Raw genomic sequence first — 25,221 nt, forward strand, 5'->3', positions numbered from 1 at the left:
ATGCACCTTACTTGCTCTCCATTTTTGGACACCATACCTAATTTACCACTATTTGAGCCTTAACTGAACCGTATTGGAATAGAACGCTCTTTTTGTAATTTCTAATATAATCCTGTTGTATGTTGGGAGCTTTTTTTGAGGTTTTATTATAAAAACTCTATGTCTTCTTCTTTTAACTTCTGTTTTAAAAAGCGGTCACGAAATTACCCAACCTTTTTCGTTCATAGTTTGTGCCATTTAGGTAAAACCTATTTCCCTGTTTGTGGAGTCCAATTAATCCGGAGCAGCTATTTTTCCAACGTACCAGCCATGTGCATTTAATCTAACTAAAAGGGCGGGCGTACTTAAGTTTTTGTGTTCCATCCGCCGTTCTCAATTCTCAGAGATTTGTGTCTTGCTTTTGAGTCAAAAATACCCTTAATATAGCCCCCATATATTTAGTTTACTCAGTAGAAACATTCTCTGTAGTCACTTATATCTTTAACAGAGTTTTATTTTCTAACGCCTACTTATTAAAACTATATTTGGGTGTTGACCTCGTTTTAGAGAATCGGTTATATTCCCTTTTTTTAAATCTCCTACTTTATCAACAATAATTATAAAAAATTATTATGCTGGTAGTTCTTGTAGAATAAGGTTTAATCTAGCTCTCTCAAGCCTTCTAATTTTCAAGTAATTCGCTGAGAAAATCCCAGAGTTTTTGTTGATTGCTTAATCCCACTACACGAGATATTGCTGGTAGTGTTTTACGCTTCCTATCAGAAAAATCCCACATGAAAGTAATTAAACGCCTCACAATTTCTCACTTCGGGGAATAGTGTTCTGTATGCTCTGTATAATTCACCGTAATCGTCAATCGTCAACAAATTTTATCTTTACGCCGAGTTCTCCGAGCTTCAACATAGTCGTAAAGGGTTTACGGCACTTTCTTTTTTTATTATTTCAGGAAAGTAATGAAAGAGCGTTACTTTGGGTTTTTATTATCTCATGAAATAGATGAAAGAGCGTTACTTTAGATTTTTATTATCTCATGAAATTGATAAGAAATCGTTATTTTAGAGTCGCCGAATTTCCCTAACTCATTTCATGCAAAAGCGAACTGTAAGTAAATATAATATTTAGAGAATGTCGTGCAGCTAAGTAACTATTCTCGTTACTATGGCTGACGCCAAGCTACGCTATCAGCTCATGTGTTTAAGGCGAAGTGTTTAAAAAAATAATCAGCAATAAAACCCTATAAACTCATGTTCATGCGTACTACGGCTCTCACTCCAATAGAACTCAGGACTGCGATCGTCCGGGAACCCTTGGTGGTTTCGCCCGATACGACGGTGATGGATGCGATCGCCCAAATGAGCGGCGTGCGATCGCTCTGCAACACTGCTAGAACGGCCGACGGTCAACTCGACGACCTCCACCTAGAGGCGCGATCGAGTTGCGTGTTGGTAGTGGAAAACGAGCAATTGGTCGGCGTACTGACCGAGCGAGACGTGGTGCGGCTGAGTGCCCAACAGCGTTCCTTGGAGAATGTGGCGCTCCGGGAGGTGATGGCACATCCCGTCGTCACCCTCCGCGAGTCCGCCTTCACCGATTTATTTTTTGCGATTAATCTGCTCCAGCAGCACCAAATTCGCCATTTGCCCATCCTGGACGAGCTCGATCGCCTAGTGGGCCTAGTGACTCACGAAAGTCTGCGCCAAACCTCTCGACCGATCGACCTGCTGCGGTTGCGTATGGTAGCAGAAGTGATGACCCGCGAAGTGATTTGTGCTGCGCCAGATTCTTCGCTACTGGCGATCGCCCAACTTATGGCAGAGCATCGCGTCAGTTCCGTGATGATCGTGCGCCCAGGCGGAATCTCTACTGAACCGCTACAAATTCCAGTGGGGATTCTTACCGAGCGGGATATTGTGCAATTTCAGACATTGGGCTTGCACCTGGAAACCTGTCTAGCTCAGGCGGTAATGAGTACGCCGATTTTTGCCGTTAGACCCGACGATTCGCTCTGGACTGTGCAGGAGATCGTGGAGCAGCGATCGATCCGTCAGTTGGCGGTGACAGGGGAGCTAGGAGAACTATTAGGCATCGTCACCCAGAGCAGTTTGCTGCAAGCCCTCAACCCGCTGGAGCTATACAAACTAATCCAGAAGTGGGAAGAGAAGGTGGTGCGCCTAGAGGCGGAAAAGGTGGCGCTGCTGGCAAATCGCAACCTTGAGCTCGAGCAGCAGGTGGAAGCTCGGACAGCCGCCCTCAAAGCAAAGGCCGATCGAGAGCAACTTCTCAATACCATTGCCGAGCAGATCCGCTCGTCCCTGAATTTGTCAGATATTCTGCAGACTACGGTGCAGGAAATTCACTCGCTTCTGGGGTGCGATCGCGTCATCATTTACGAGTTTCGGCCTGACTTTAGCGGCACCGTGATTGCGGAAGCGATTACCGACACTGCGCGATCGGTGCTCCATACAGAAGCCCGCGATCCTTGCATGAGCCCAGAATGGCTTGAACCCTATCGCCAGGGCACAATTCGCATCATCAACGACATCTACGGCGCAGAAATGACCCAGTGCCATCAGGAAATGTTAGTGCGGTTTGATATTCGCGCCAAGCTGATGGTGCCCATCGTGATTGAGCAACAACTGCGCGGATTAATGATCGCCAGTTATCGAGCCACTGCACACTCTTGGACGACTGACGAGATCGAACTCCTGCGACAAGTTTGTCTACAGGTGGCGATCGCCCTTGGGCAATCCACGATCCAGCAAAAATTGCAGAATGAACTGATAAAGCGACAGCGGATCGAAGCCACCCTGATCGAGAGCGAACAACGCTACGCCGCCCTTGCCGCTGCTGCTCCGGTGGGGATTTTTCGCACCGATGCGGAGGGGCTATGCACCTATGTCAACGATCGCTACTTTCAGATCAGCGGACTCACACCAGGAGCCACTATCGGACACGGATGGCAACAAGGAGTGCACCCCGACGATCGCGATTGGGTCATGGCCGAATGGAAGCAATTCACTCAAGGTAACCGCTCTTTTGAACTCGAATATCGCTTTCAATGTCCCGACGGTACGGTAACGTGGGTTTATGGGCAGTGCGTCGCCGAACTCGATGCCAATGGACATCGGAGCGGCTATATAGGCACCATTACCGACATTAGCGATCGCAAACGAACAGAAGCCTTCCTGCAAGAAAGCGAAGAACGCTACGTCAGCCTAGTGGAAGCCGTACCAGTGGGGATTTTCCGCGCCGATGCTGTGGGCAAGTGCATCTATGTTAACGATTGGTGGTGTCTGATCAGCGGACTCACCCCAACAACCGCCATCGGGGAAGGATGGCAACAAGGGCTACACCCCGACGATCGCGATTGGGTCATCGCCGAATGGGAGCAATCTCTCCAAGAAAAGGGCTCTTTCCAACTCGAATATCGCTTTCAACATCCCGACGGTGGTGTGGTTTGGGTATATGGGCAGTCCGTTCCCGAACTGGATGCAGACGGGCAAGTTGTCGGGTATGTAGGAACTACTACAGACATTAGCGATCGCAAACAAGCCGAACAAAAACTCCAGCAACTCAACCAACAGCTAGAAACCAAAGTCGCAGAACGCACCCAAGAGTTTTGGCAAGTCAACAGCCTGCAACGCGCCATCCTCGATTGTGCTGATTACTCGATCCTCTCCACTGACCCAACTGGCATCATCCAGACCTTGAATGCCGCAGGCGAAAGGATGCTGGGTTACAGTGCTCAAGAAATCATTGGCCAAGCCACCCCCGCACTCATCCACGATGCAAATGAGGTTATTGACCGCGCAGCATCACTCTCTGCCGAACTAGGGCAAAATATTTCCCCCGGCTTTGAGGTTTTTGTTGCCAAAGCACGCCAAGGCTTGGTCAGCGAAGAAGAGTGGAGCTATATCCGCAAAGATGGTTCTCGATTTCCGGTGTCGCTATCCATCACCGCCCTCAAGGATATCAATCAGCAAATTATCGGCTTTTTAGGCATCGCCAAAGATATTAGCGATCGCAAACGTGCAGAAGCGGAACTAAAGAAAGTATCGGATCGCCTCGCTTTGTCTCTCAAATCAGGGGCGATCGGCTGTTGGGACTTCGATCTTGCACAGAACACCGTCTTTTGGGATGAGCGGATGTACGAACTGTACGGTGTCACAAAAGAATCTGATTCCTCTCTGCCTTACCACATTTGGGCAAACCGCCTACATCCCGAAGACCGCACTGCCACCGAAACATTGCTCCAGCAAGCCGTCTTAGGACAGGCAGAATACGATATCGAGTTTCGAGTGGTGCATCCCGATGGCATCATCCACTTTATTAAAGCCAATGGAGTGGTGGTACGAGATGCCCAAGGCCATCCCCAGAGCATGATTGGGATCAACTTTGATATTAGCAGACGCAAACAGGCTGAACTCCAACGACAGCAGTTAATTCAAGAATTATCAGCCTTTAAACAGGCCTTGGATCAGTCTGCCCTTGTGGTCATCACCGATCGCGAAGGGGTAATATCCTACGTCAACGATCGCTTCTGTGTAGTCTCTGGCTACTCCCGCGATCGGCTGATCGGACAAACCCATCGCATTGTCAACTCTGGCTATCATCCCCCTGCTTTTTTCCAAGACTTGTGGCGCACCATTAACAGCAGTCAGATTTGGCGCGGTGAAATTTGCAATCTGGCAAAAAACGGTAGCCTGTACTGGGTGGCCACCACCATCGTTCCCTTTTTGGACGAACAAGGGCGACCTTTTCAGTATCTAGCCATTGGCTTCGACATTACCGATCGCAAGTTGGCCGAAGCAACGCTTCGGCAGGAAAATACTTTCCGTCAACAAATTGTAGAAAACATGGCAGAAGGGCTGTGCGTTTTCCATCAAGTTGAGGAGTTTCCCTTTGTCCGCTTCACAGTCTGGAATCAGCAAATGCAAACGATTACGGGTTACACCTTAGAAGAAATTAACCGTCTGGGGTGGTATCAAACCTTGTACCCGAATCAAGAAGATCGAGAACAGGCGATCGCCAACTGCAGACAGATGCAGCCGATCGCTGTGGAAAGGGAAATCCAGCGTCAAGATGGACAGCGGCGCACTATCTCCATTTCCACCTCTATCCTATCGGGTGATGATGGACATCTCTATTCGCTGGCCCTGATCCAAGACATCACCCATCGCCAACAGACAGAGCGAGAAAATCGCCTGTTGAAAGAACGCCTCGAATTTCTTCTGGCATCCAGTCCCGCCATGATCTATAGCTGTAAGCCCTATGGCGACTATGAATTAACCTTCATGAGCAAAAATATGTCAGCTATTTTGGGCTACAAGCCAGAAGAATTTTTATCGGAATCTGGCTTCTGGGCTAACCATCTTCACCCAGAAGATGCCCCTAGAGTTTTTGCAGATCTATCCACTCTCTTTGAGTACAATACTCATCAGCATGAATATCGATTTTTGCATCGCGATGGTCACTACGTTTGGCTACGGGATGAGCTGCGCGTGGTGCGAGATGAAGAAGGTCGCCCAATCGAGATTATCGGCTATTTTGCCGATATTAGCGATGTCAAACAAACCGAAGAAACCCTAAAAATACAACTGGCGGCAATTGAGGCAGCGATCGACGGCATTGCCATTATCCAAGGAGATACCTACCTCTATTTGAATCAAGCCCATCTAGAATTGTTTGGCTACGAACGCCCTGAAGAAATTTTGGGCAAATCTTGGAAACTTTTGTATTCCCCAGAGGAGTTAGAACGGTTTGAGCGGGAAGTCTTTCCGGTGCTGGGGCGCGATCGCGCTTGGGAGGGAGAGGCGATCGCCATGCGTAAAGATGGCTCTACCTTTGCCGAAGGGCTGTCCCTCACCCTCACAGACGATGGATTATTGATTTGTGTATGCCGCGATATCAGCGATCGCAAACAGATCGAAGCCGAATTAGCAGAGAGTGAAGCTAAATTCCGGCGGCTGGTAGAAGGGGCTAATGATTTGATCTGGTCATGTGAACCCGATGGCATACTCACTTATGTGTCACCGCAATTCAAGACCATGTTTGGCTGGGACGAGAGTGCATGGATTGGTAAGTCGTTTATATATCTGGTGCATCCAGACGATCGCTCTTTGGTGGTTACTGATTATCGGGAGAATATGACACTTGGTAAAAAGTCAAGTGATTATGAGTTCCGACACCGCCACCGAGATGGCAATTATGTCTGGGTGAGAAGCAGCGCCACACCCGTTATAAATGCTGAAGGGGAATTGATTAGCATTCAGGGAATTTTATCGGATATCAGCGATCGCAAAGAAGCTGAACTCGCAAGAGAAAGCAGTGAAATTCGCTTCCGCCGGGTGTTTGAGTCCAGTGTGAGCGGCATGATGTTTGCCGATTTTCAGGGGAACATTATCGATGCCAACGATCGCTTCTTACAGATGGTTGGCTACACTCGGGAGGAACTAGATGCGGGGCTAATTCATTGGGATGCCATGACCCCCCCCGAATATGCCCACGCTGATGTTGTAGTGATGGAGCGCCTGATGCAGGATGGCGCGATCGATTCCTGGGAAAAGGAATACTACCGTAAGGATGGCAGCCGGATTTCTGTGCTGATCGGAGCCGCACTCCTCCCCGGCTCAGACGATCAAAGTATTTGTGTATTAGTAGACATCACCGAGCGCAAACAGGCCCAGAAGGCTTTGCAGGAATCTCAGCAGTTTCTGCAAACGGTACTCGATACCATCCCGCTCGCCGTGTTTTGGAAGAATCGAGAGTCGGTTTTTTTAGGATGCAATCAGCAGTTTGCCAAAACTCTAGGCTTGCCATCTACGATCGAAAGTATAGGTAAAAAAGACTTAGATATTTGCCAGGAAGAAGTCGAGGCGAACGAGTATTGTGCGATGGATCGGCGGTTAATGGAAACGGGTGAAGCTATATTAGGGATCGAAGAAACGCTAACTCTACCCAATGGTCAACTAATATTTATCGAAACCCACAAGGCTCCCCTGCGAGACTGCTCAGATAATGTTATTGGTCTGGTAGGCACGTTTCAGGATATCACCGATCGCAAAGAAGCCGAACAGAGATTGCAACAACAAGCAAAACAGGAACGTTTGCTGGGAGCGATTACTAAACGGATGCGATCGTCTCTGAATCTGGACGAGATTCTCAATAGCACTGTTGAGGAAATCCATCAGCTCTTGCAATCAGACCGAACGCTGGTTTATCGGGTTTTTCCTGAAGGGACGGGGGCTGCCATTGCTGAATCTGTTTCGCCAAATAGGCTTAAGCTCCTGGATATCCTCTTCCCAGAAGAGGTTTTCCCCGAAGACACCTACGAGCGCTATATCCAAGGAAGAGTTTATGCCCTCAACGATAGCGAAGATGAAAACGAGTCAATCTTACCCTGCTTGGTTGAATTCCTCGCAGACATCGAGGTCAGAGCCAAACTCGTAGTTCCAATTATTCAGAATCAAACCCTCTGGGGGTTGCTGATTGTTCATCAATGCGATCGTCCGCGCCAATGGCAAGACTGGGAAATCAATTTACTTAAACAAATTGCTAACCAATTAGCGATCGCAATTCAGCAATCTTACCTCTACGAACAGGTACAATCGGAACTGGCTATCCGCAAGCAAACAGAAAATGCGATCGCTTTACAACTGCAACGGCAGCGAACTTTGGGAGCGATCGCCCAGCAAATTCGCGAATCGTTAGATATTAACCAAATTTTGGCGGCTGTGACACAGCAAGTCAAAGAAATCTTGCAAGGCGATCGGATCATCGTGTTCCGGCTATTTGGGGATGGCAGAAGTCAAATTGTTGAAGAAGCTGTGTCTAGCGAGTTCCCTGCGCTCAAAGACCTTCACTGGGAGGACGAACGGTGGTCGCAAGAAATCCTAAACCGGTACTGGCAGGGCAAGCCCCGCATCGTCCCCGATGTAATGACCGATATCTGGACTGATTGCTTGGTGGAATACGTAAGGGTTGGTCAAGTCCAGTCCAAAATCGTTGCACCTATCCTGCAAGAAGTCCGAACCAGCGAAAGCCATAGATGGGTTGCCCCGGGGCAAACCAAGAAGCTGTGGGGGGTTTTAGTCGTCCATGCCTGTCGAGAACAACGAGTATGGCAAGAGTCTGAAGCGCAACTCCTGCAACAAATTGCCAACCAGTTGGCGATCGCAATTCAACAAGCTAGCCTATTTAAGCAGTTGCAGCAAGAACTCACCGAACGACAACAAGCCCAGCAGCAACTCACCGAGCGCAACCAACAACTAGGAGCCTCTAACGAAGAACTCGCCCGTGCTACCCGTCTCAAAGACGAATTCCTTGCCAACATGAGCCACGAACTCCGCACCCCCCTTAACGCCATTCTGGGCATGAGCGAGGGGCTACAAGAGCAAGTCTTTGGCACCGTCAACGAACAACAAATCAAAGCTTTACAAACCATCGAGCGCAGTAGCTCTCACTTACTAGAGTTAATCAACGACATTTTGGATGTCGCCAAAATTGAATCGGGCCAAATGGAACTCGATTGCACCCCAGTTTCAATCAATCATCTCTGTCAATCCAGTCTGGCCTTTATCAAACAACAAGCCCTGCAAAAACGCATCCAGCTAGAGATTCAAATGCCACTCACTCTGCCCGACTTATTGATTGATGAACGGCGGATGCGCCAAGTCTTGATCAACCTGCTCAATAACGCTGTCAAATTCACTCCTAATGGAGGACGCATCACCCTAGAAGTCAGCCGTCAACAGCGCCCTGCCGACCCAGACTCTGCCGATTCCCCACCCCATTTTTTGGTCAAAGAGACCCTGCGAATTGCCGTCATCGATACAGGTATTGGTATTGCCCCAGAACATATCAACAAACTGTTTCAGCCCTTTATCCAAATCGATGGCGCGCTGAATCGTCAATATACAGGCACTGGCTTGGGGCTTGCCCTGGTGAAACGCATTGTCGAACTCCACGGCGGGCAGGTGGGGCTCAGCAGCACAGTGGGTGTAGGAAGTTGCTTCACGATCGACCTTCCCTGCACTGGTTGTGCGCCCTCCTCTGTTGATGTGGAATCCCAAACAGAGTCCCGCATCGAACCCAGCCAGCCCGAACAGGGAGGCTCTCCCTTAATCTTGCTGGCAGAAGACAACGAAGCTAATATCACTACGATTTCGAGCTACCTGAGAGCTAAAGGCTATCGCATTCTCTTGGCTAAGAATGGAGAAGAGGCGATCGCCCTGGCAAAGTCTGAAAACCCCAATCTAATTTTGATGGATATTCAAATGCCTGGTATGGATGGTCTAGAAGCTATGCAGCGTATTCGCAGCGATCCAAACTTAGTTGATATGCCGATCGTTGCCCTAACTGCCTTAGCCATGACGGGCGATCGCGATCGTTGCCTTGCCGCCGGAGCCAATGATTACCTCACCAAACCCGTCAAGCTGAAGCAATTGGCAAGCACTATTCAACAACTTTTAGCTTCTAAGCAAAGATAACCCGTGAACAGACCATCCGTTTTAATCATTGACGACGATCCCAATAATTTTGATGTAATTGAAACCCTCTTGAGCGAGCAAGACTATCAATTGCATTACGCTGCCAGCGGGCAAGAGGCGATCGCATCCCTCGACATATTTGATCCGGATCTTATTTTGCTGGATGTGATGATGCCAGGAATAGATGGCATCGAAGTTTGTCGCCAAATCAAAGCCATGTCAAAATGGCAAGCCGTTCCCATCATTATGGTGACAGCATTAAACTCAAAATCAGACCTTGCCTATTGTCTCACTGTCGGTGCTGACGACTTCATTAGTAAACCTGTAAATGCTATTGAACTGCGTGCCCGAGTTCACTCCATGTTGCGAATTAAGCACCAGTATGACGACCTGCAAAGCTTACTCAAATTGCGGGAAGACATGGTTAAAATGGTAGTCCACGATTTACGCAATCCCCTGGCTGGTATCTTGCTTGGCTTGGAAGTCCTAAAAACCATAGAGTATCCTAGAGAAAAACTACAAACCCAACTGGCTCGACTTTACTCTTCAGCACAAGCAATACAGCTATTAATTGATGATTTATTGCAAATTGCTTTACTAGAATCCGGTAAAACTCGTCTCAATTACACAGAGGTTAATCTGTCCGAACTCGTCAACTCTGCCATATCAAGCTTTGAAGCTATCGCTGCTAAAAAAAATCAGTCGCTGGTCGCTCAATTACCCGAAGAAACCAGTAGGAAAGTCTCGCTTGATGCCACCATGATACATCGAACGCTGGATAATCTCCTCTCGAATGCCATTAAGTTTTCCCCACGCAATAGTCAAATCATAGTGAATGTAGAATTCCCCAGATCGGGCAACGCCAAAATCCAGGTTATAGACTCTGGGCCTGGTGTTCCTGATACATTGCGACACAAGATTTTTGAGAAATACGAGATTGGAAATCTGATGTCGGATGTCTCTCAAATAGGGTTGGGTTTAGCTTTCTGCAAAATGGTCGTTGAGGCACATGGGGGTGACATTTCTGTAAGAAGTAATCAACCACAAGGAGCCATTTTTGAAATCAGTTTGGCCGCCTAGCTGATGGCTATCACATCAACTAATAAAAAATTTTCCATTATTGAAAGGGTGGCAATTATGTCTCAATTCTCTCTCTTAATTGTTGATGATGAGCCGGATAACTTTGATGTAATTGAAACCCTGTTATCAGAGCAGGATTATCAATTGCATTACGCTGCCAGCGGGCAAGAGGCGATCGCATCCCTCGACCTATTTGATCCGGATCTTATTTTGCTGGATGTGATGATGCCGGGAATAGACGGCATCGAGATTTGTCGGCAAATCAAAGCCATGTCAAAATGGCAAGCCGTTCCCATCATTATGGTGACAGCATTAAGCTCAAAATCAGACCTTGCCAACTGTCTAACTGCCGGAGCCGACGACTTCATCAGTAAACCTGTAAATGCTATTGAACTGCGTGCTCGCGTGCATTCAATGCTCAGAATCAAGCAACAGTATGATAATATCCAGAACTTATACCACATCCAAGAAAATACCATCAATCTCTTGGACAGCACCCTCAATGAGCTGCGTGGCAACTTAGCTTCTACTCTATCCCACGAACTGAATACGCCCCTCAATGGCATCTTAGGCACGATCGGGTGGCTCAAGGACGAGATCGGAGACATTGAGATCGCCGAAATCCGTGAGCTCTTAGGCTGGGCATATAACTCGGCCCGTCGCCTAGAAACATTAACGAAAAAATTCCTGATTTATTTAGGATTAGAACTATCGGCAAGTCAACAGCACAAGATCGAATCTGCGCGGACTGAATTTTCAGCTTCCGCCATTGAAGCCGAGTTGAAATATCAGGCTCAGAAGGTCAACCGTAGCAACGATCTGTTGTTCAGTCTTGAGGAAGCGGAGATTGCTCTATCAGAGCGATATCTATCAACGATGCTCCGTGAATTAATTGATAATGCACTGAAATTCTCCGCACCAGAGACAACCATTAAAGTTAGCAGTCAAGTCGTAGGGGAGATGCTGCATTTATCTGTACAAGACTCGGGGCAGGGCATGACAGAAGAGCAAATTGCTAAAATTGGTGCCTTCATGCAGTTTGAGCGCAAGAAGTATGAGCAACAGGGTACTGGTATCGGCTTAAAAATTGTCCAGAAAATAGTCGAACTGGCAGGAGGAGAGTTCTCAATTACCAGTATCTATCAAAAGGAAACAACGGTACATCTCACTCTGCCGATTGTCGGCAATTAGCATGAGTTTTTCTATCAAGTCTGGTGGCATCGTTATGGAGAATGAGAAGGAATAAATTTGCTTTGTATCGGAGCGGCAACAGATAAAAAAAGATGAACTAGCAGGATAAATATTTGACTCCGAATTAGAGCTTGCTTCTGCGCTAATTCATGGAATAGAAGCTAAAGAAAAAACCGTACACAACCCTACACAACCCATTAAATTTAACTCGAATCACCCTACTTCATCTTTTGTTACATACTGGTGGCGAATTTTCCCACCGACTTACTGAGTTCTCGTGCAAGCTACAATTGGAGACTCCGGCGCGATCGCACTTTATCTGCACCCGCTACCGCTAAAACCCCGCAAATCGCGCCCGCAGTGCGACAGAATCGGGATTTGCGGGTTCGCGCAGTACGATCGGGCGCTTCGCCATTTTAGATTTTAGATTTTAGATTAGCAATGACTGATGACTATCGGCTTGACATCCTCCCCGGCCGTACCGCAGGATTCCAAGAATCACTTCTTGGGCTTCCTCTTTCCACGACTCGACTTACATTGAGGAGTTGCCTCACCAATGCAGAGGTCGATGTCTTCAGAGGCGTTTAACGTTCCCGTGTGCCCCACGGTACGGAGTGCTAACTCAAGTATGTTAATTGCTGCATTCCAGTCTCGGTCTATTACAAAACCACAATGGTGACAGCGATGTGTTCTTTGACTCAAAGACTTCTTGATGACTTCCCCACAGTTGGAACAGTTTTGAGAAGTGTAGTGCGGTGGTACGGCAACCGTTACCACACCAAACACCTTGCCAAAATATTCTAACCATTGACGGAAAGCCGACCACGCAGCATCAGATATAGACTTTGACAGTTGTCTGTTTCTAACCATGTTACGCACCTGCAAGTCCTCATAGGCAACCAAGTCGTTAGACTGGATGACGCATCTTGCTAACTTCACGGCAAAATCTTTACGCTGCCTACTTACCTTGAGGTGCTTTCGACTCAGGCGATTTCTCGCTTTGACTCTGTTTTTCGACCCTTTGGTCGTGCGAGAAAGTTTACGACTAAGACGCTTTATCGCTTTCTCGGACTTTCTCAGATGACGGGGGTTCTCGATTGTCTGACCGTCCGAATCGGTGTAGAAGTGAGTCAATCCAACATCCAGTCCCAGGGTCTTACCCGTTGGCTGTCTCTTCTCTACCCGTTCTTGGTCAAGGCAAAACTGAACGTAGTACCCATCAGCTCTACGAACAACACGCACTCGCTTAATCTGCTTCAACTGGTAGAAGTGAAGGTCACGAGTTCCCCACATCTTGAAGCTTCCTGCTTCAAACCCATCAGTGAAGGTGATAGTTCGTCTATCGAACGACAACTTCCAGCCCGTTGTTTTATATTCAACAGAGCCATGTGTTTGATGCTTCTTAAAGCGTGGGAAGCCTTTCTTCCCTGGCTTGCTTTTTTTGCAGTTGTCATAAAACCGAGCGATAGAACTCCAAGCCCGCGAAGCCGAAGCTTGTCGAGCTTGGGAGTTAAGTTTGCCAGCGAACGGGAACTTTTTGGCGAGAACAGCGCAATAGGCGCTCAACTCGTACTTGCCAATCCCCAAGTTGTCCAACCAGTATCTAAGGCAGCTATTGCGGACAAAGCGAGCAGTACGAATGGCTTCATCGAGCCGCTCGTACTGCTGTGCAAGTCCCTCTAGTTTTGCCTCAAAAACAAGCATACTTACGCTGACATAACTAGCGTAAGTATACCACCGTTAAAGAAAGCCGTCCTAGAAGGGCGGGGCTTTAAACCCATTATTTTTGGTAATGTAAAAATCAAAGCATAACCCTTTTATTTGCCACTCCCCTCATGCCTTTGCCGCGCCTGTTAACCTTAATTGCTGCTTTCTGCCTCGCCCTGGGGCTGATTATTGGGCTGGTGAGTTCCTTAACAGGGCTTTACAGTCAAGTTGCGTGGTCTGCTTCTCCGCTGCTGGCTAATTTGCTGATTTTCCTGATAATTGTACTTTTGGGAACCCTAATTTTTGCGCTGGTTTACTATTTTAGGCTGCTGCAACGCCCTCAGAAAGTTAAGGGAAAACGGCCGATTACTCCGAAGGTTCCTGTTGTCAAAAGTGAAGCTGCTTCGGAAAATCTCAAAGCAATCAGGCAACAAGTCGATCGCATTCAAGATGAAGTAGCGCGGCAAGCTTTGCTGTTGAGAGCCCGCGAAATTGAAGCTAGCATGGCTAGGGGCAGCGTTCGAGTAGTTGTTTTCGGCACCGGTTCTGCGGGCAAAACTTCCGCTGTGAATGCGCTGGTGGGGCGGATGGCGGGACAGGTGGGCGCGCCGATGGGAACTACCGAAGTTGGGGAAACTTACACTCTGAAATTGAAAGGAATCGATCGAGAATTAGCAATTACTGATACCCCAGGCATCTTGGAAGCGGGAGTTGCGGGAACTTACAGAGAGGAATTGGCGAGGCAGTTGGCGGCGAGGGCAGATTTGATCTTATTTGTTTTGGACGGCGATTTGCGAAAATCTGAGTACGAACCGCTGCGGACTTTGGCGGAAATTGGCAAAAGGTCGATCGTGGTTTTTAATAAAGTTGACCTTTATCCCGACACCGACAGAGATGAAATTCTCGATCGACTGCGGCAGCGAGTCAAAGGTTTTGTATCAGCAATGGATGTAGTAGCCATTAGCGCCAATCCGCAAAAAGTTGTACTAGAAGACGGCACAATTTTTCAGCCAGACCCGGATATTATGCCATTAATTCGGCGCGTCGCTGCGATTTTGCGAGCTGAAGGCGAAGACTTAATTGCGGACAATATTTTGCTGCAATCTCAGCACTTGGGAGACCAAGCGCGCAAGTTAATTGATGCTCAAAGAAGGCGGCAAGCTGATAAGGCAGTAGAGCGATTTCAGTGGATCGGAGCCGGAGTAATTGCCGTAACGCCTTTGCCAGTTGTGGATTTGTTAGCGACAGCAGCAGTTAACGCTCAAATGGTAGTAGAAATTGCCAAGATTTACGGCTGCGAATTAAATATCGATCGCGCGAAAGAATTGGCATTGTCTCTAGCAAAAACCCTAGCAAGTTTGGGAATAGTTGAAGGTGTAATTCAAGTAGTGTCAAGGGCGTTGCAGCTAAGCGTAGCCGGGTTTGTACTTGGCAAAGCAATTCAAGCCGTCAGTGCCGCTTATTTAACTAGAATTGCTGGTAAAAGTTTTATTGAATATTTCCGCCATGACCAAGATTGGGGCGATGGCGGCATCGCCGAAGTCGTGCAAAGGCAGTTTCAGTTAAATAGGAAAGACGAGTTTGTCAAAGCATTTGTCAAAGATGCGATCGCCCGCGTTGTCGAACCTCTGAATATTTATCAGCAAGAATCGGAACCAGAATTAGAAATGTCCGCCGAATTGGAATCAGAAATAGAACCAGAAGCATTGTATCAGCGGCCGCAAGACGACGATTGGGAAACCCACAGCAACAAACGAAAGGATGAGTGGTAATGGGCCAAACAGGGAATTGGGCAAACAGGGAATTGAGAATTGGGTAATTACGATCGTTCAATGAGATGTTCCCTGAGTATGCTTTGTTGAATTTTATTAAGAAGTTTTACAAAAATTTTACACATGGGAGAGACTCCGGGGGGGATCAAGTCAACCCGAGCGATCGGATGGAACACAATTTTGATAAAATTGAAGATTCACAACAAAATTTGCTATTGTGCGTCCGGGTAAAAACAATGAGCGATCGACCAATTATTCTCGGTATTGTCGGAGATAGCGCAGCGGGCAAAACCACCCTCACGCGGGGAATTGCCCAAGTATTGGGGCCAGAAAATGTCACGGTGATTTGCACTGACGACTATCACCGCTACGACAGAAAGCAGCGGGCCGAAATCGGAATCACAGCATTGCATCCCGACTGCAATTACCTCGACATCATGCAGCAGCACCTCAGCCTGCTTCGTACCGGACAAGCAATTCTCAAACCCATCTACAACCACACGACAGGTACATTCGACCCACCGGAATACATCAAGCCGAGCAAATTTGTCATAGTTGAAGGTTTGCTGGGTTACGCAACTCGAACAATCCGCGATTCTTACGACGTAAAAGTGTATCTTGCTCCTCCCGAAGAGTTGCGAACTCAGTGGAAAGTTAAGCGCGATATTATGAAGCGCGGCTATACTGAAGAACAGGTGCTTGCAGAAATAAAAAAACGGGAACCGGACTCTGAAGACTTCATTCGCCCTCAGCGCAAATCGGCCGACGTTGTAGTTAGTTTTTACCCGGCAGAAGCGGACAATCAATCGGATTTGAGCGTCCGTTTAGTGCTCAGACCGACAATTCCTCACCCTGATTTTACTGAAATTTTAGGTCGAGGCAGCGAGAGTTTTCAACCTGCAATTCGCTTGGGACTCGATCGGGATATGGGCAAACCTGTTGACGTTTTGGAAGTAGACTCCCACGCTACCAGCGAGCAAGTAAACGAACTGGAAATGCTCTTGTGCAGCGAGTTGCCACACCTGCGGGGATTTTGCACCGCCCAAGGCAACCCGGAAATTGGCAAACTGATCGGCACAACTGGCGAAGTTTTGCAAAGTTACCCGCTCGCTTTGACGCAGTTGCTAGTTGCATATCACATGATGAAAGCAATTCATGTGTATTAGTTAGTTGTTAGTTGTTAGTTGGCAGTTCTTGGTTGTTAATTGTTAGTTGTTATTGCAATGATTAATAACCAATAACCAATAACCAATAACTAATGTACTCGCAAAGTCGGGTTGGCAGTGCCTAATTGCTGAATTGGCATGGAGACTGGCAACTGACTTTGAGGTGCGGGCACCATTTCGCCTCGGAAGTCGAGGAGGGTGACGAGCAGCAGGTAGGCAACTGCTAAAATTATAGAAATCACCCCAGTGATAATAGCAATAATTTTTGAACGATCCATATTCTGCCAATTTTAAGTACAGCTAATATTAGTTTAACATTAAAAACAGCAATTATTACTGAAGTTATGCAATAGAATATAATCAGGTGCTAGTTATTTCTCTGACAAAAATGGAACCTCTTATAGATGCGCCAACTTTCACCGAGATGCCCGGAGCTACCCCAGTGGTGGAAACATTTAATCTGGGGAAGTTCTACCGTACCGGCTTCTGGATGAATGAAAAAATTGAATCGCTCAAAAATTGCACTCTGACTGTCTCTGAGGGGGAAACTTTCGGGTTATTAGGGCAAAATGGAGCGGGGAAAACTACGCTGCTGAAAACTTTGCTGGGTATAGTACGGCCGACTTCTGGCAGGGCACTGCTGTTGGGGAGGCCTTTGGGCGATCGCACCGTGAAGCAGCGAGTCGGCTATTTGCCAGAAAATCCCTATTTTTACGATTATCTCACCGGCTGGGAATTCTTGCAATTTGCGGCGGGCTTGTTTGAAATTCCCCCCTCAATTCAGCGACAGCGAATTCCGAATTTGCTAGACTTAGTTGGGCTATCTAAATCCGCGGCAATTAAAAAACAGTTGCGCCAGTATTCTAAGGGAATGCTGCAACGGATCGGCATGGCTCAAGCTTTGATTAACAATCCAGATGTGGTATTTTTGGATGAGCCGATGTCGGGTTTAGATCCGATGGGACGCTATCAGATGCGGGAGATAATTTTATCGCTGAAAAATCAAGGAAAAACAATTTTTTTTAATTCGCATATATTGTCTGATGTGGAGAAGATTTGCGATCGAGTGGCTATTTTGGCAAAGGGTGAATTAATCTGCATTGGTGCGATCGACGAAATCCTAGGTAATACTGAAACTTACCGGGTTGAAGGTAGGGGCGGCCACTTGAATATCCTGAAAAAATGGATACCGGATATGGAAGTGGATAATGATTTGTGGTACGGTCATTTGCAGGGCGATCCGAAGGAGTTTCTTTCTAGTCTGAGCGGTACGGGAGGGCAGCTAATTGGGATGAATTTGGCTAAGCCTACTTTGGAAGAGTTTTTTATGCAGCAACTGCAAGAAAGAGGGATTTATTCGAGTAGTTGAAGTCTATACATCAAGTTGATTGTGGGGAGTAGGGATTGGGCATCTTGCCCGCCCTGACTAATAAGAAAACGGGCAAGATGCCCGTTCCACAGCAGATCAAATTTCTTGTGGGGTGGGCATCTTGCCCGCCCCTTAAAGGCTAATGTTTTTTACTTCCGTTAACAATGGCAACTGTAGATTTACACATACTAACTCTGCACAATTCCACTGCCGCAAATACTCATAGACTTCAGAAATAATCGCATTTGCCGCATCTAAATCTCCTGCTTGAGAAGCATGATAGTGCGCTCTGATTAGGGGCTTAATATCCTCGATATCTTGCCATTCCGATTTAGTTTTGAGGGGAATGCTTATATAATAGTGATAGGCTTGGCTGTGGGCGGTACGGAGATTTTCGGGAGGTTGACTTAGTAGGTACTCGCCCTTTTCTCGGACTAGCGGATGCAACTGATAGGATTTAAAGTGGCGATCGTAATATAGCAATTGTCGGCGCTTGAGTGCCTGAATAATATTTTCTTTAAGTTCATACTTGCTAACTTCTGGCATTTGAGCGCTAATTCCTGCAAAAGATAGTGGATATTCTGAGGTTTGATAGACAGAAATTCGGCTGAGACAAGTTTGCTCGCCGTCGCTGAGACGCGCTATGATTTCATCGATCGCTCTTTCAATATCTCGAATCAGCAACCAGTCTCTCTGGTGTAGAAAAATTCCGACATTTCCCTGAAACTCGGTATCGTCTCGAATCAAAGCTGCGACGAGTTGTAACGCTTTGGGATGTCCAGAATAGCGATCGCACATTTCGGCTAATTCTTCTGGATTTGCAGTCAGATTAAAAGATTGCAATAGGGCAACTGCTGCATCTCGATCCAATCCGTTTAGCTGGATTTCGCGGGTGACTGTTGACGGCAATTCGGCTAAGCTTTCGCGACTGGTGAAAATAATTTTGCTTTGATGTTCTGTTTCTAAAAGTTGTTTGAATAACCAAGCATATTCTGCACAATCGTCGGCGAAATAACCAGCCGCTTTTGCCTCTCCTGTTTTCAAAAGTGTGTCGGCGCGATCGAAAACGAGCAAGCAAGGTTTAGCTTTGAGAATTTTTATCAGTTTTTCGGTTTTTTTGAAAGAGTCATCTTGAGCATTGACGGCTGCGGTAATGTCGCCGTTGGAGAGGGTGAATAGCAGCGAGTCAATTGTGCGATCGCACCGGGGTGCTTTGCCAGTTGCGGATTGCAAGGATTGCCAAGCGGCGCAGGTGAAGGGGGTATTTTCTGTGTGGAGTTGGCGAATTAGTTGGCTGACGAGGGTGGTTTTTCCGATTCCCGGTAATCCGACTATTGAGATGGCGATGGGAACCCCCCAGGGCGGGCACGGGGGCACCGCCCCTACAAGATGGGGTTCAACAATTAGGGTTTTTAAGGTGTCGATTTCTTTGGTGCGCTGTACCCAATTTCTGACGGGGGGTAAGTTTTCTGGGAGGGGGAAAGTGCGATCGGTTTGGTTGTCTTGGGGGATATCTGCGATCGCGGCTGATAGTAATTCTGGTTCTTGAATTTCCCGCGCAACAATGTCTTGCCAGTTTTTCACACCTACAGCTTTGCAAATGTGTATAAAAGTCTCTCGTCTAATTGGTTGCTGCGTCCAAAATCGCTTTAAAGTTGCTTTTGAAGTGAGAGCAGCCTGACACCAGAGCTCATCTGCTTTATTCCATCCGAGATTGCGTCTTACCATGTCAATGATTTTTAGCCCTTCTTCGGATGCTCTGAGCAAACCTGCCATTGCTACTCCTCTAGGGAAACTCTGCCTTAGTCAAGAATTTTACATGATTTGGTGAGCCAAATGAGCCAAATGAGCCAAATGAGCCTTTGATGTTGAGCCAAATGGTGAGCCGTTAAGCCTATACAGATTCAGGATTGTGGAGTATTGTGAAATGATGTGTTTGGCTGTCAGCTACGTTTGACGGTGCATCTGGCGGGCGATCGGGGATACGGCCGATCTGCTGTTGGGAACAATGTAAAGTTTTGTTACAAAAACAGGGCGAACTGCATAAAAAGCAGATGAAGGCCCTGATAGATATCTAGGAAGGCTTGCTAGGCGGGCTTTGCTGGTTTTGACGCAACTATATTTTTGGGGAGATGGGATTATGAACTTACTGACAGATGATGTGTTGTTGGGTAGTGCAGTGGATGCAAGTGCGATCGCACCTCTAGAGGAAGAGATTAAGGGCGATCGAATCTTGTCCTATGGTTTGGATACCCGCAGTGCTAGCCAGTTAGGGGCCAGTTCGTCTTTCATTTCGACCTTCGACGGACTAAGGGGACAAGTTGGAACGATCGATCCGTCAGCCAAATTTACCCAAATTGCTAGTACCTTCAGTTTCTCCGACATCGCTGTTTCTAAAGACGGGACGATTTTCGGAATTACCCCCACTCAGTTATTCAAAATCGATCCAGTATCGGGTTTAACTTCATATGTTGGCGATCTGGGTGCAGGTGTTGTCAACATTAATGCTCTAGAATTTGCCAATGATGTCCTCTATGCGGCTGGCAATTCCAACTTATATACAATTAATACCAGTAACGGGGCAGCATCTTTCGCAGCTAACTTAGGCCCTGGGTTTACCAGCAGTGGGGATTTAGTATTTGACGCTGCGAACAATCGATTTTTAGCCACATCGAGAGGAGATACAAGCGATAGTTTGTTTGCGGTATCTCTCACAGGTCAAGCAACGAAAATTGGTGACATTGGTATCAATAATGTTTGGGCATTGTTGTTTGAGGGCGGAAAACTTTTCGGTTTCACAGGAGATGGGAAGCGAATTGCGATCGATCCTGCAACAGGAAGAGGTGCAGTTGATAGTAATATCACTGGTGTTAACACTCAAATTGGGGGAGCCTCTGGTATTCAAATTAAGAAAGGAGAGATACTGTCGAGCACTCCGGGAACTATTCTCTCAGCGGATACGATAGATGTGTTTTTGCCGCCCGGTGGCGAAATTACTTTAGATATTACAGTGACGGTGCCTGGGGATGCTTCTAGTTCAACCACTCGCAGCGCATTAAGTGTTGAAAGTGTGGATACTGTGGCTGCTCTGATGCCAAGTTCTTCAGCGGTTAGTGCAAGTGCGACGAATGACCAGCTTCCGCTTGATGTTTTTCTGCTGCAAGACGCTTCTAACTCGTTTAATGACGATGTGTCTACTTTCCAGCGTCTAGTACCAAATTTAGTTGATACTCTGTCAAATCAGCAGCCGAATACTCAATTTGGTCTGGGCAGTTTTGTTGACAAGCCAATAGAAGGAATCGGAAATATTGAGGATGGTCATTATGTTTATCGTACTAATCTAGCACTAACCCAAAATGAAAATGAACTGCAATCTGCAGTGAATAATCTAACTATTCTCCCTGGTAATGCTCAAGAGCCGGAAGCATCACTGGAAGCCCTGTTACAAACGGCACGTCGTGCTGGCACTTCTGAAATTGGTTTCCGAGATAGTGCGCGACGTGTTGTTGTTGTAGCTACAGATGCACCGTTTTACCAAGCGGGTGATGGTGGGATTCAGGCGGGAATTACCAGACCAAACAATGGCGATGCTGTCCTTGATGGCAATCCGCCGGGAACCGGAGAAGATTATCCGAGTATTCAGCAAGTTCGCGAGGCCCTGATTGATGCAGGTATAGTGCCTATTTTTGCTGTTACATCTATATCCGAAATAGATAAGGTAAACAATATTTCAGTATATAACGACCTAGTTAATAAATTAGGTTTCGGTAAAGTTGTCAGATTAGACTCAGATAGTGCTAATTTGGTGAGTGCAATTACAGAGGGCTTAGATCGAGTCAGTCAGGAAATTACTCTCGTACCTGCTGATGATGATTTCAACTATGTGAAAGATATTTCACCCAAGAAATTTGAAAATGTCAAGCCGGGTGATCAGCTAAATTTTAAAGTCACATTAAAATCGGATAGTGCAGGTGGTGACGATAATCTGAAACTGCAAATACCTGGATTTGGTAATCTGGGTGATACGAAGATTAATGTGCGAACAGATCGAGTTCCCACATCAGTCAACAACCCTGCCGCAGTCATACAAGGTTCTGTAACTGGTGACTTCAAATTATCACCTGATGATTTTTTATTGCAACAGAATTTGGTAGCAACGGCTGGGGGTCTTCTTGGTGGTGCAATAGGAGTAACCTTTGTTAACCCGTTAGCTGGACTTACGGCAGCAGTAGGAGCCGCTTATGCTGTTCCAAAACTTGGTGAAGGTGCCGGATCTTTTCCTTATGGAGTCTTGGGTCGTACAAAGTTTGAAATCACAGATCCCGACAATCCTTCTCAACTAAAAATGGTTGATCTACGAGATATTCGAGATCCTTCTTCTCCACAACCGAAACCTGGTGATTCGACAACTTCAGAGCGCCAAATTGAGCTAAAACTGTTTAGCCCTACAGATAAGCAACCATCTCCCTTTGAGTCAGAAACTGAAACAGGAAAAACCTGGGTTGTTATTCACGGGTGGAATGATGGGCCGACGGGAAACTTACGCCAACTAGCAGCAGCTTTAGCAAATGTCCGACCTAATGATAGAGTTTATTTCTTAAACTGGGAGCAAGCTTCTGTTAATGGTCGAATAAGTAATGATGATACAAACCCTGTTGATCCATCTTTAAGAGTAGGTAACTATTTGGCGGCGAAGTGGATTAGACCTGTTGCAGAATTTGTGGTTACAAAACTACTAAAAGAATTAAAAATAGATTCTGTGGCAGCTAGCAAAAGTCTAAACTTAATAGGTCATAGTCTGGGTTCATTAGTCAGCGGTGAAATCGGTCGCCTCTACAAAGAAGGCTTCAAAGATGACCAAGGCAACGAAATAAAACCTAATGGAGTAGGTGTTAGCACAATTACTGCTTTAGATCCACCATCAGAAAGCAACATCGATCTCCTAAGCCTTGCAGGTGTTGATTATGATTTAGATGGTCGAAATACTCAAGCAGATTCGCCCAATAAATTTAGTGAAGTCTCTAATTACTCTCTAGCACTTGTGGGAGCACGAAGCCTTGCCGGAAATCAGCAACTTGCTGCCACTGCTGATGAGTCATTTCAAATTAATTTTGGAAGTACACTAGATTTTAGTAGTGAGCATGGTCAGGTTGTCCAGACTTTCACAAAGTTGCTTAATCAGGATATAAAGGATCAGCAACTAGGATTAATCCAGCAAGAAATCATCAAGGATCGCATTCTTACTGAGCGAGAGCGGTTTAAGGCAAGATCGGACTCTTATTCTCCAGGCCATGAAGGAGTGATGGCAGTTAAAGCAACCGATCAGCCAATCTTTCTGGCTACTAAGGATATTAACTCAGCAAATGATGAGATAATCTATGGCAGCATTGACAATAACATAGGCGATCGCAAATTAGACGGCAGTAATATCCTGTTTGGTTTAGGAACTGGGAACCCAATTTTCACAGGCTCAGGAAATGACAAAATCTTCGGCGATGCTGGTAATGATGAAATTAATGGCGACAGCGGTGATGACACTCTTGATGGTGGAGCAGGTAACGATACGCTCATAGGCGGCAATGGGTTATTTGATTCTGGAAAAGATGTACTTGAAGGCGGTGAGGGTAATGATTTAATAACAGGCGGTGGTGACAAAGATATCCTCACTGGTGGAACCGGTTCAGATAGATTAGATGGTGGGAACGATGATGATGTTCTTTTTGGTGGATTGGACAAAGATCAAGACACCCTAATAGGTGGTTTAGGTAGGAGTTTATTTCTGTTGGCACCTGGTACAGGTTTGCCTATTACAGATCAAGCTAATCTAGACAAAGTTGACATAATAGAGGATTTTCGTGCAGGTTTCTTGCCGGACGGCATAGGTGGCGATATTCGTGGTATCAGCGCAATTGGTTTACTCAACGGTTTAAATCCCGCTCAAATTGAAGTGGAAAAATTGGGTGATTTCTTTAACCGAAAGACAGCCATTATTGCTAATGGTCAGTATTTTGCTGTGCTCAAGGGTGAGTGGTTCACGCAGGGTGATTTGAGATTGACAGAAATACCAACTTGAACATTAGGATCTATCTTTAATTGTATCTCATCTGAGTGCTAAAAATACAATTGTATTGTGTGCGATCGCCCTTAATCCCTGCCCGTTCATCCGCATTCATCTGCAGTTCAAAAAAGAGCGATCACCCTTACGACAAAAAGCGCGATCGCCCTTAATCCCTCGCCACCCATCCACCTTTATCTACGGTTCAACAAAGTGCGATCGCCCTTACGACAAAAAGTGCGATCGCCCATTTCAATTCCTAACCAGAAATCACCTCACTCAAAAGATGAGCCTGAGAACCCTCAAGCCGAGGCCCATGAATCTGCACCACCCTAGAAGCCAAGAAATTGCCCCAGCGAGCCGCTTGTGCAGAACTCAAACCGTTAGTAATTCCAAACAAAACACCCCCCGCAAAAGCATCCCCAGCACCCACAGTATCGATCGCCTTTACCGGAAATCCAGCCACATCAACAATCTGTTTGTTCTCCACCACCATGCAGCCTTTTTCCCCATTAGTGATAAAAGCCAAATCCGAAATCTCGCTCATTTTCCGAGCGCACTCTTCCAGAGATTCCTCCTTAAAAAAGCTCCGAACTTCATCAGCATTGCAAAAAATTACATCGCAATATTCCGAAACCACCTTGTGAAAATCATCAGCAAATCGATCGACTAAAAAGCCATCCGAAAAAGTAAAAGCCACCTTCACGCCCAGGCGCTTAGACTGTTCCATCGTCTCAATGCTAGCCTTTCTCGGATCGGGAGCATCCCAAAGATAGCCTTCAACATAACTGTACTTGCAGTGACTCAGGCGATCGACATCAATATCAGTCGCAGCCAGAGTAGTAGAAACACCCAAATTAGTACACATTGTGCGTTCCGCATCCGGCGTAGTCAGCACAACACAAGTACCCGTGGGCTCCTTCGACGACTCAGCAGGATGCACGTTAAAATCAATCCCTGCCGCCAGCAAATCTTGCCGATAAAATTCCCCGTTAGTATCCTTAGCAACCTTGCCCGAATAATAGGCTTTACCGCCACTCTGAGCCAAACCAATCATCGTATTTGCCGCCGAACCGCCCGATCGCATTTGCAGCGAATTGTGCTCTAAATCGTGCAAAATCCCCCCCTGCGTTTCCGAATTCATCAGCGTCATCCCGCCGCGATTCAGCCCGTGGTCGAGTACAAATCCATCTTCTACCAATGCTAGGATGTCTACCAGGGCATTTCCCACGCCAAACACATCCACGGAACGGGAATCTTGATTGTTTTCTGTCATTAGTAATTTTTGCTTTACACTAATTATCAACTTTATAATAAATCGACTTCAACTCAACATCTATTTTCTTTAAGTTATCTTTATCTAAATCCCCAAGCCCCAATCGATCTAATCCAA

General features: G+C 46.6%; 12 protein-coding genes. 8 read left to right on the top strand and 4 right to left on the bottom strand.

Going from position 1 to position 25,221, the window contains the following annotated elements; all coding sequences use genetic code 11:
* Positions 1 to 1,244 precede the first annotated feature (1,244 nt).
* The 4 genes from QUA47_RS11895 to QUA47_RS11910 all read left to right on the top strand — a co-directional run bounded on the left by QUA47_RS11895 (position 1,245) and on the right by QUA47_RS11910 (position 12,186).
* Positions 1,245 to 9,488 carry a PAS domain S-box protein gene (locus QUA47_RS11895; protein ID WP_445302506.1) on the top strand — a complete coding sequence of 2,748 codons (8,244 nt, stop codon included), beginning with the start codon at positions 1,245 to 1,247 and terminating at the stop codon, positions 9,486 to 9,488.
* A gap of 3 nt (positions 9,489 to 9,491) precedes the next feature.
* Entirely contained in the window at positions 9,492 to 10,568 is a 1,077-nt protein-coding gene (locus QUA47_RS11900) for a hybrid sensor histidine kinase/response regulator (protein ID WP_333430889.1), read from the top strand.
* A 57-nt stretch (positions 10,569 to 10,625) separates the two neighbouring features.
* Entirely contained in the window at positions 10,626 to 11,759 is a 1,134-nt protein-coding gene (locus QUA47_RS11905) for a hybrid sensor histidine kinase/response regulator (RefSeq protein ID WP_445302508.1), read from the top strand.
* 277 nt (positions 11,760 to 12,036) lie between these two features.
* A complete protein-coding gene (locus QUA47_RS11910; protein ID WP_333430891.1) occupies positions 12,037 to 12,186 on the top strand; it encodes a hypothetical protein in 150 nt (49 codons plus the stop codon).
* A gap of 71 nt (positions 12,187 to 12,257) precedes the next feature.
* On the opposite strand, the gene QUA47_RS11915 is transcribed toward QUA47_RS11910, so the two are convergent.
* Positions 12,258 to 13,463 carry an RNA-guided endonuclease TnpB family protein gene (locus QUA47_RS11915; RefSeq protein WP_190661344.1) on the bottom strand — a complete coding sequence of 402 codons (1,206 nt, stop codon included), beginning with the start codon at positions 13,461 to 13,463 and terminating at the stop codon, positions 12,258 to 12,260.
* Between the two features lie 131 nt (positions 13,464 to 13,594).
* Here QUA47_RS11915 and QUA47_RS11920 point away from each other — a divergent pair, with 131 nt between their 5' ends.
* Together QUA47_RS11920 and QUA47_RS11925 are read left to right on the top strand one after the other, a co-directional pair.
* Positions 13,595 to 15,238 (top strand): YcjF family protein, encoded by a 1,644-nt coding sequence (locus QUA47_RS11920; RefSeq protein ID WP_006632752.1) that lies wholly within the window; start codon positions 13,595 to 13,597, stop codon positions 15,236 to 15,238.
* A 236-nt stretch (positions 15,239 to 15,474) separates the two neighbouring features.
* Positions 15,475 to 16,404: a phosphoribulokinase gene (locus QUA47_RS11925; RefSeq protein ID WP_333430931.1), complete on the top strand. Its 930-nt coding sequence runs from the start codon at positions 15,475 to 15,477 to the stop codon at positions 16,402 to 16,404.
* Between the two features lie 89 nt (positions 16,405 to 16,493).
* Here the strand turns inward: QUA47_RS11925 and QUA47_RS11930 are convergent, their stop codons facing one another.
* Positions 16,494 to 16,682 carry a hypothetical protein gene (locus QUA47_RS11930; protein WP_190661348.1) on the bottom strand — a complete coding sequence of 63 codons (189 nt, stop codon included), beginning with the start codon at positions 16,680 to 16,682 and terminating at the stop codon, positions 16,494 to 16,496.
* Between the two features lie 110 nt (positions 16,683 to 16,792).
* On the opposite strand from QUA47_RS11930, the gene QUA47_RS11935 reads away from it, so the two are divergent.
* A complete protein-coding gene (locus QUA47_RS11935; RefSeq protein WP_333430892.1) occupies positions 16,793 to 17,773 on the top strand; it encodes an ABC transporter ATP-binding protein in 981 nt (326 codons plus the stop codon).
* Positions 17,774 to 17,905: 132 nt separating this feature from the next.
* On the opposite strand, the gene QUA47_RS11940 is transcribed toward QUA47_RS11935, so the two are convergent.
* Positions 17,906 to 19,549 carry an NB-ARC domain-containing protein gene (locus tag QUA47_RS11940; RefSeq protein ID WP_333430893.1) on the bottom strand — a complete coding sequence of 548 codons (1,644 nt, stop codon included), beginning with the start codon at positions 19,547 to 19,549 and terminating at the stop codon, positions 17,906 to 17,908.
* 364 nt (positions 19,550 to 19,913) lie between these two features.
* On the opposite strand from QUA47_RS11940, the gene QUA47_RS11945 reads away from it, so the two are divergent.
* The gene (locus QUA47_RS11945; RefSeq protein ID WP_333430894.1) at positions 19,914 to 23,846 is read left to right on the top strand and encodes a VWA domain-containing protein; all 3,933 of its coding nucleotides are present in this window, start codon (positions 19,914 to 19,916) and stop codon (positions 23,844 to 23,846) included.
* 241 nt (positions 23,847 to 24,087) lie between these two features.
* Here QUA47_RS11945 and QUA47_RS11950 read toward each other — a convergent pair whose 3' ends face one another.
* A complete protein-coding gene (locus QUA47_RS11950; protein WP_333430895.1) occupies positions 24,088 to 25,104 on the bottom strand; it encodes an adenosine kinase in 1,017 nt (338 codons plus the stop codon).
* Positions 25,105 to 25,221 lie beyond the last annotated feature (117 nt).

This window comes from Microcoleus sp. MON2_D5, from assembly GCF_036701905.1.
Lineage (GTDB): Bacteria > Cyanobacteriota > Cyanobacteriia > Cyanobacteriales > Microcoleaceae > Microcoleus.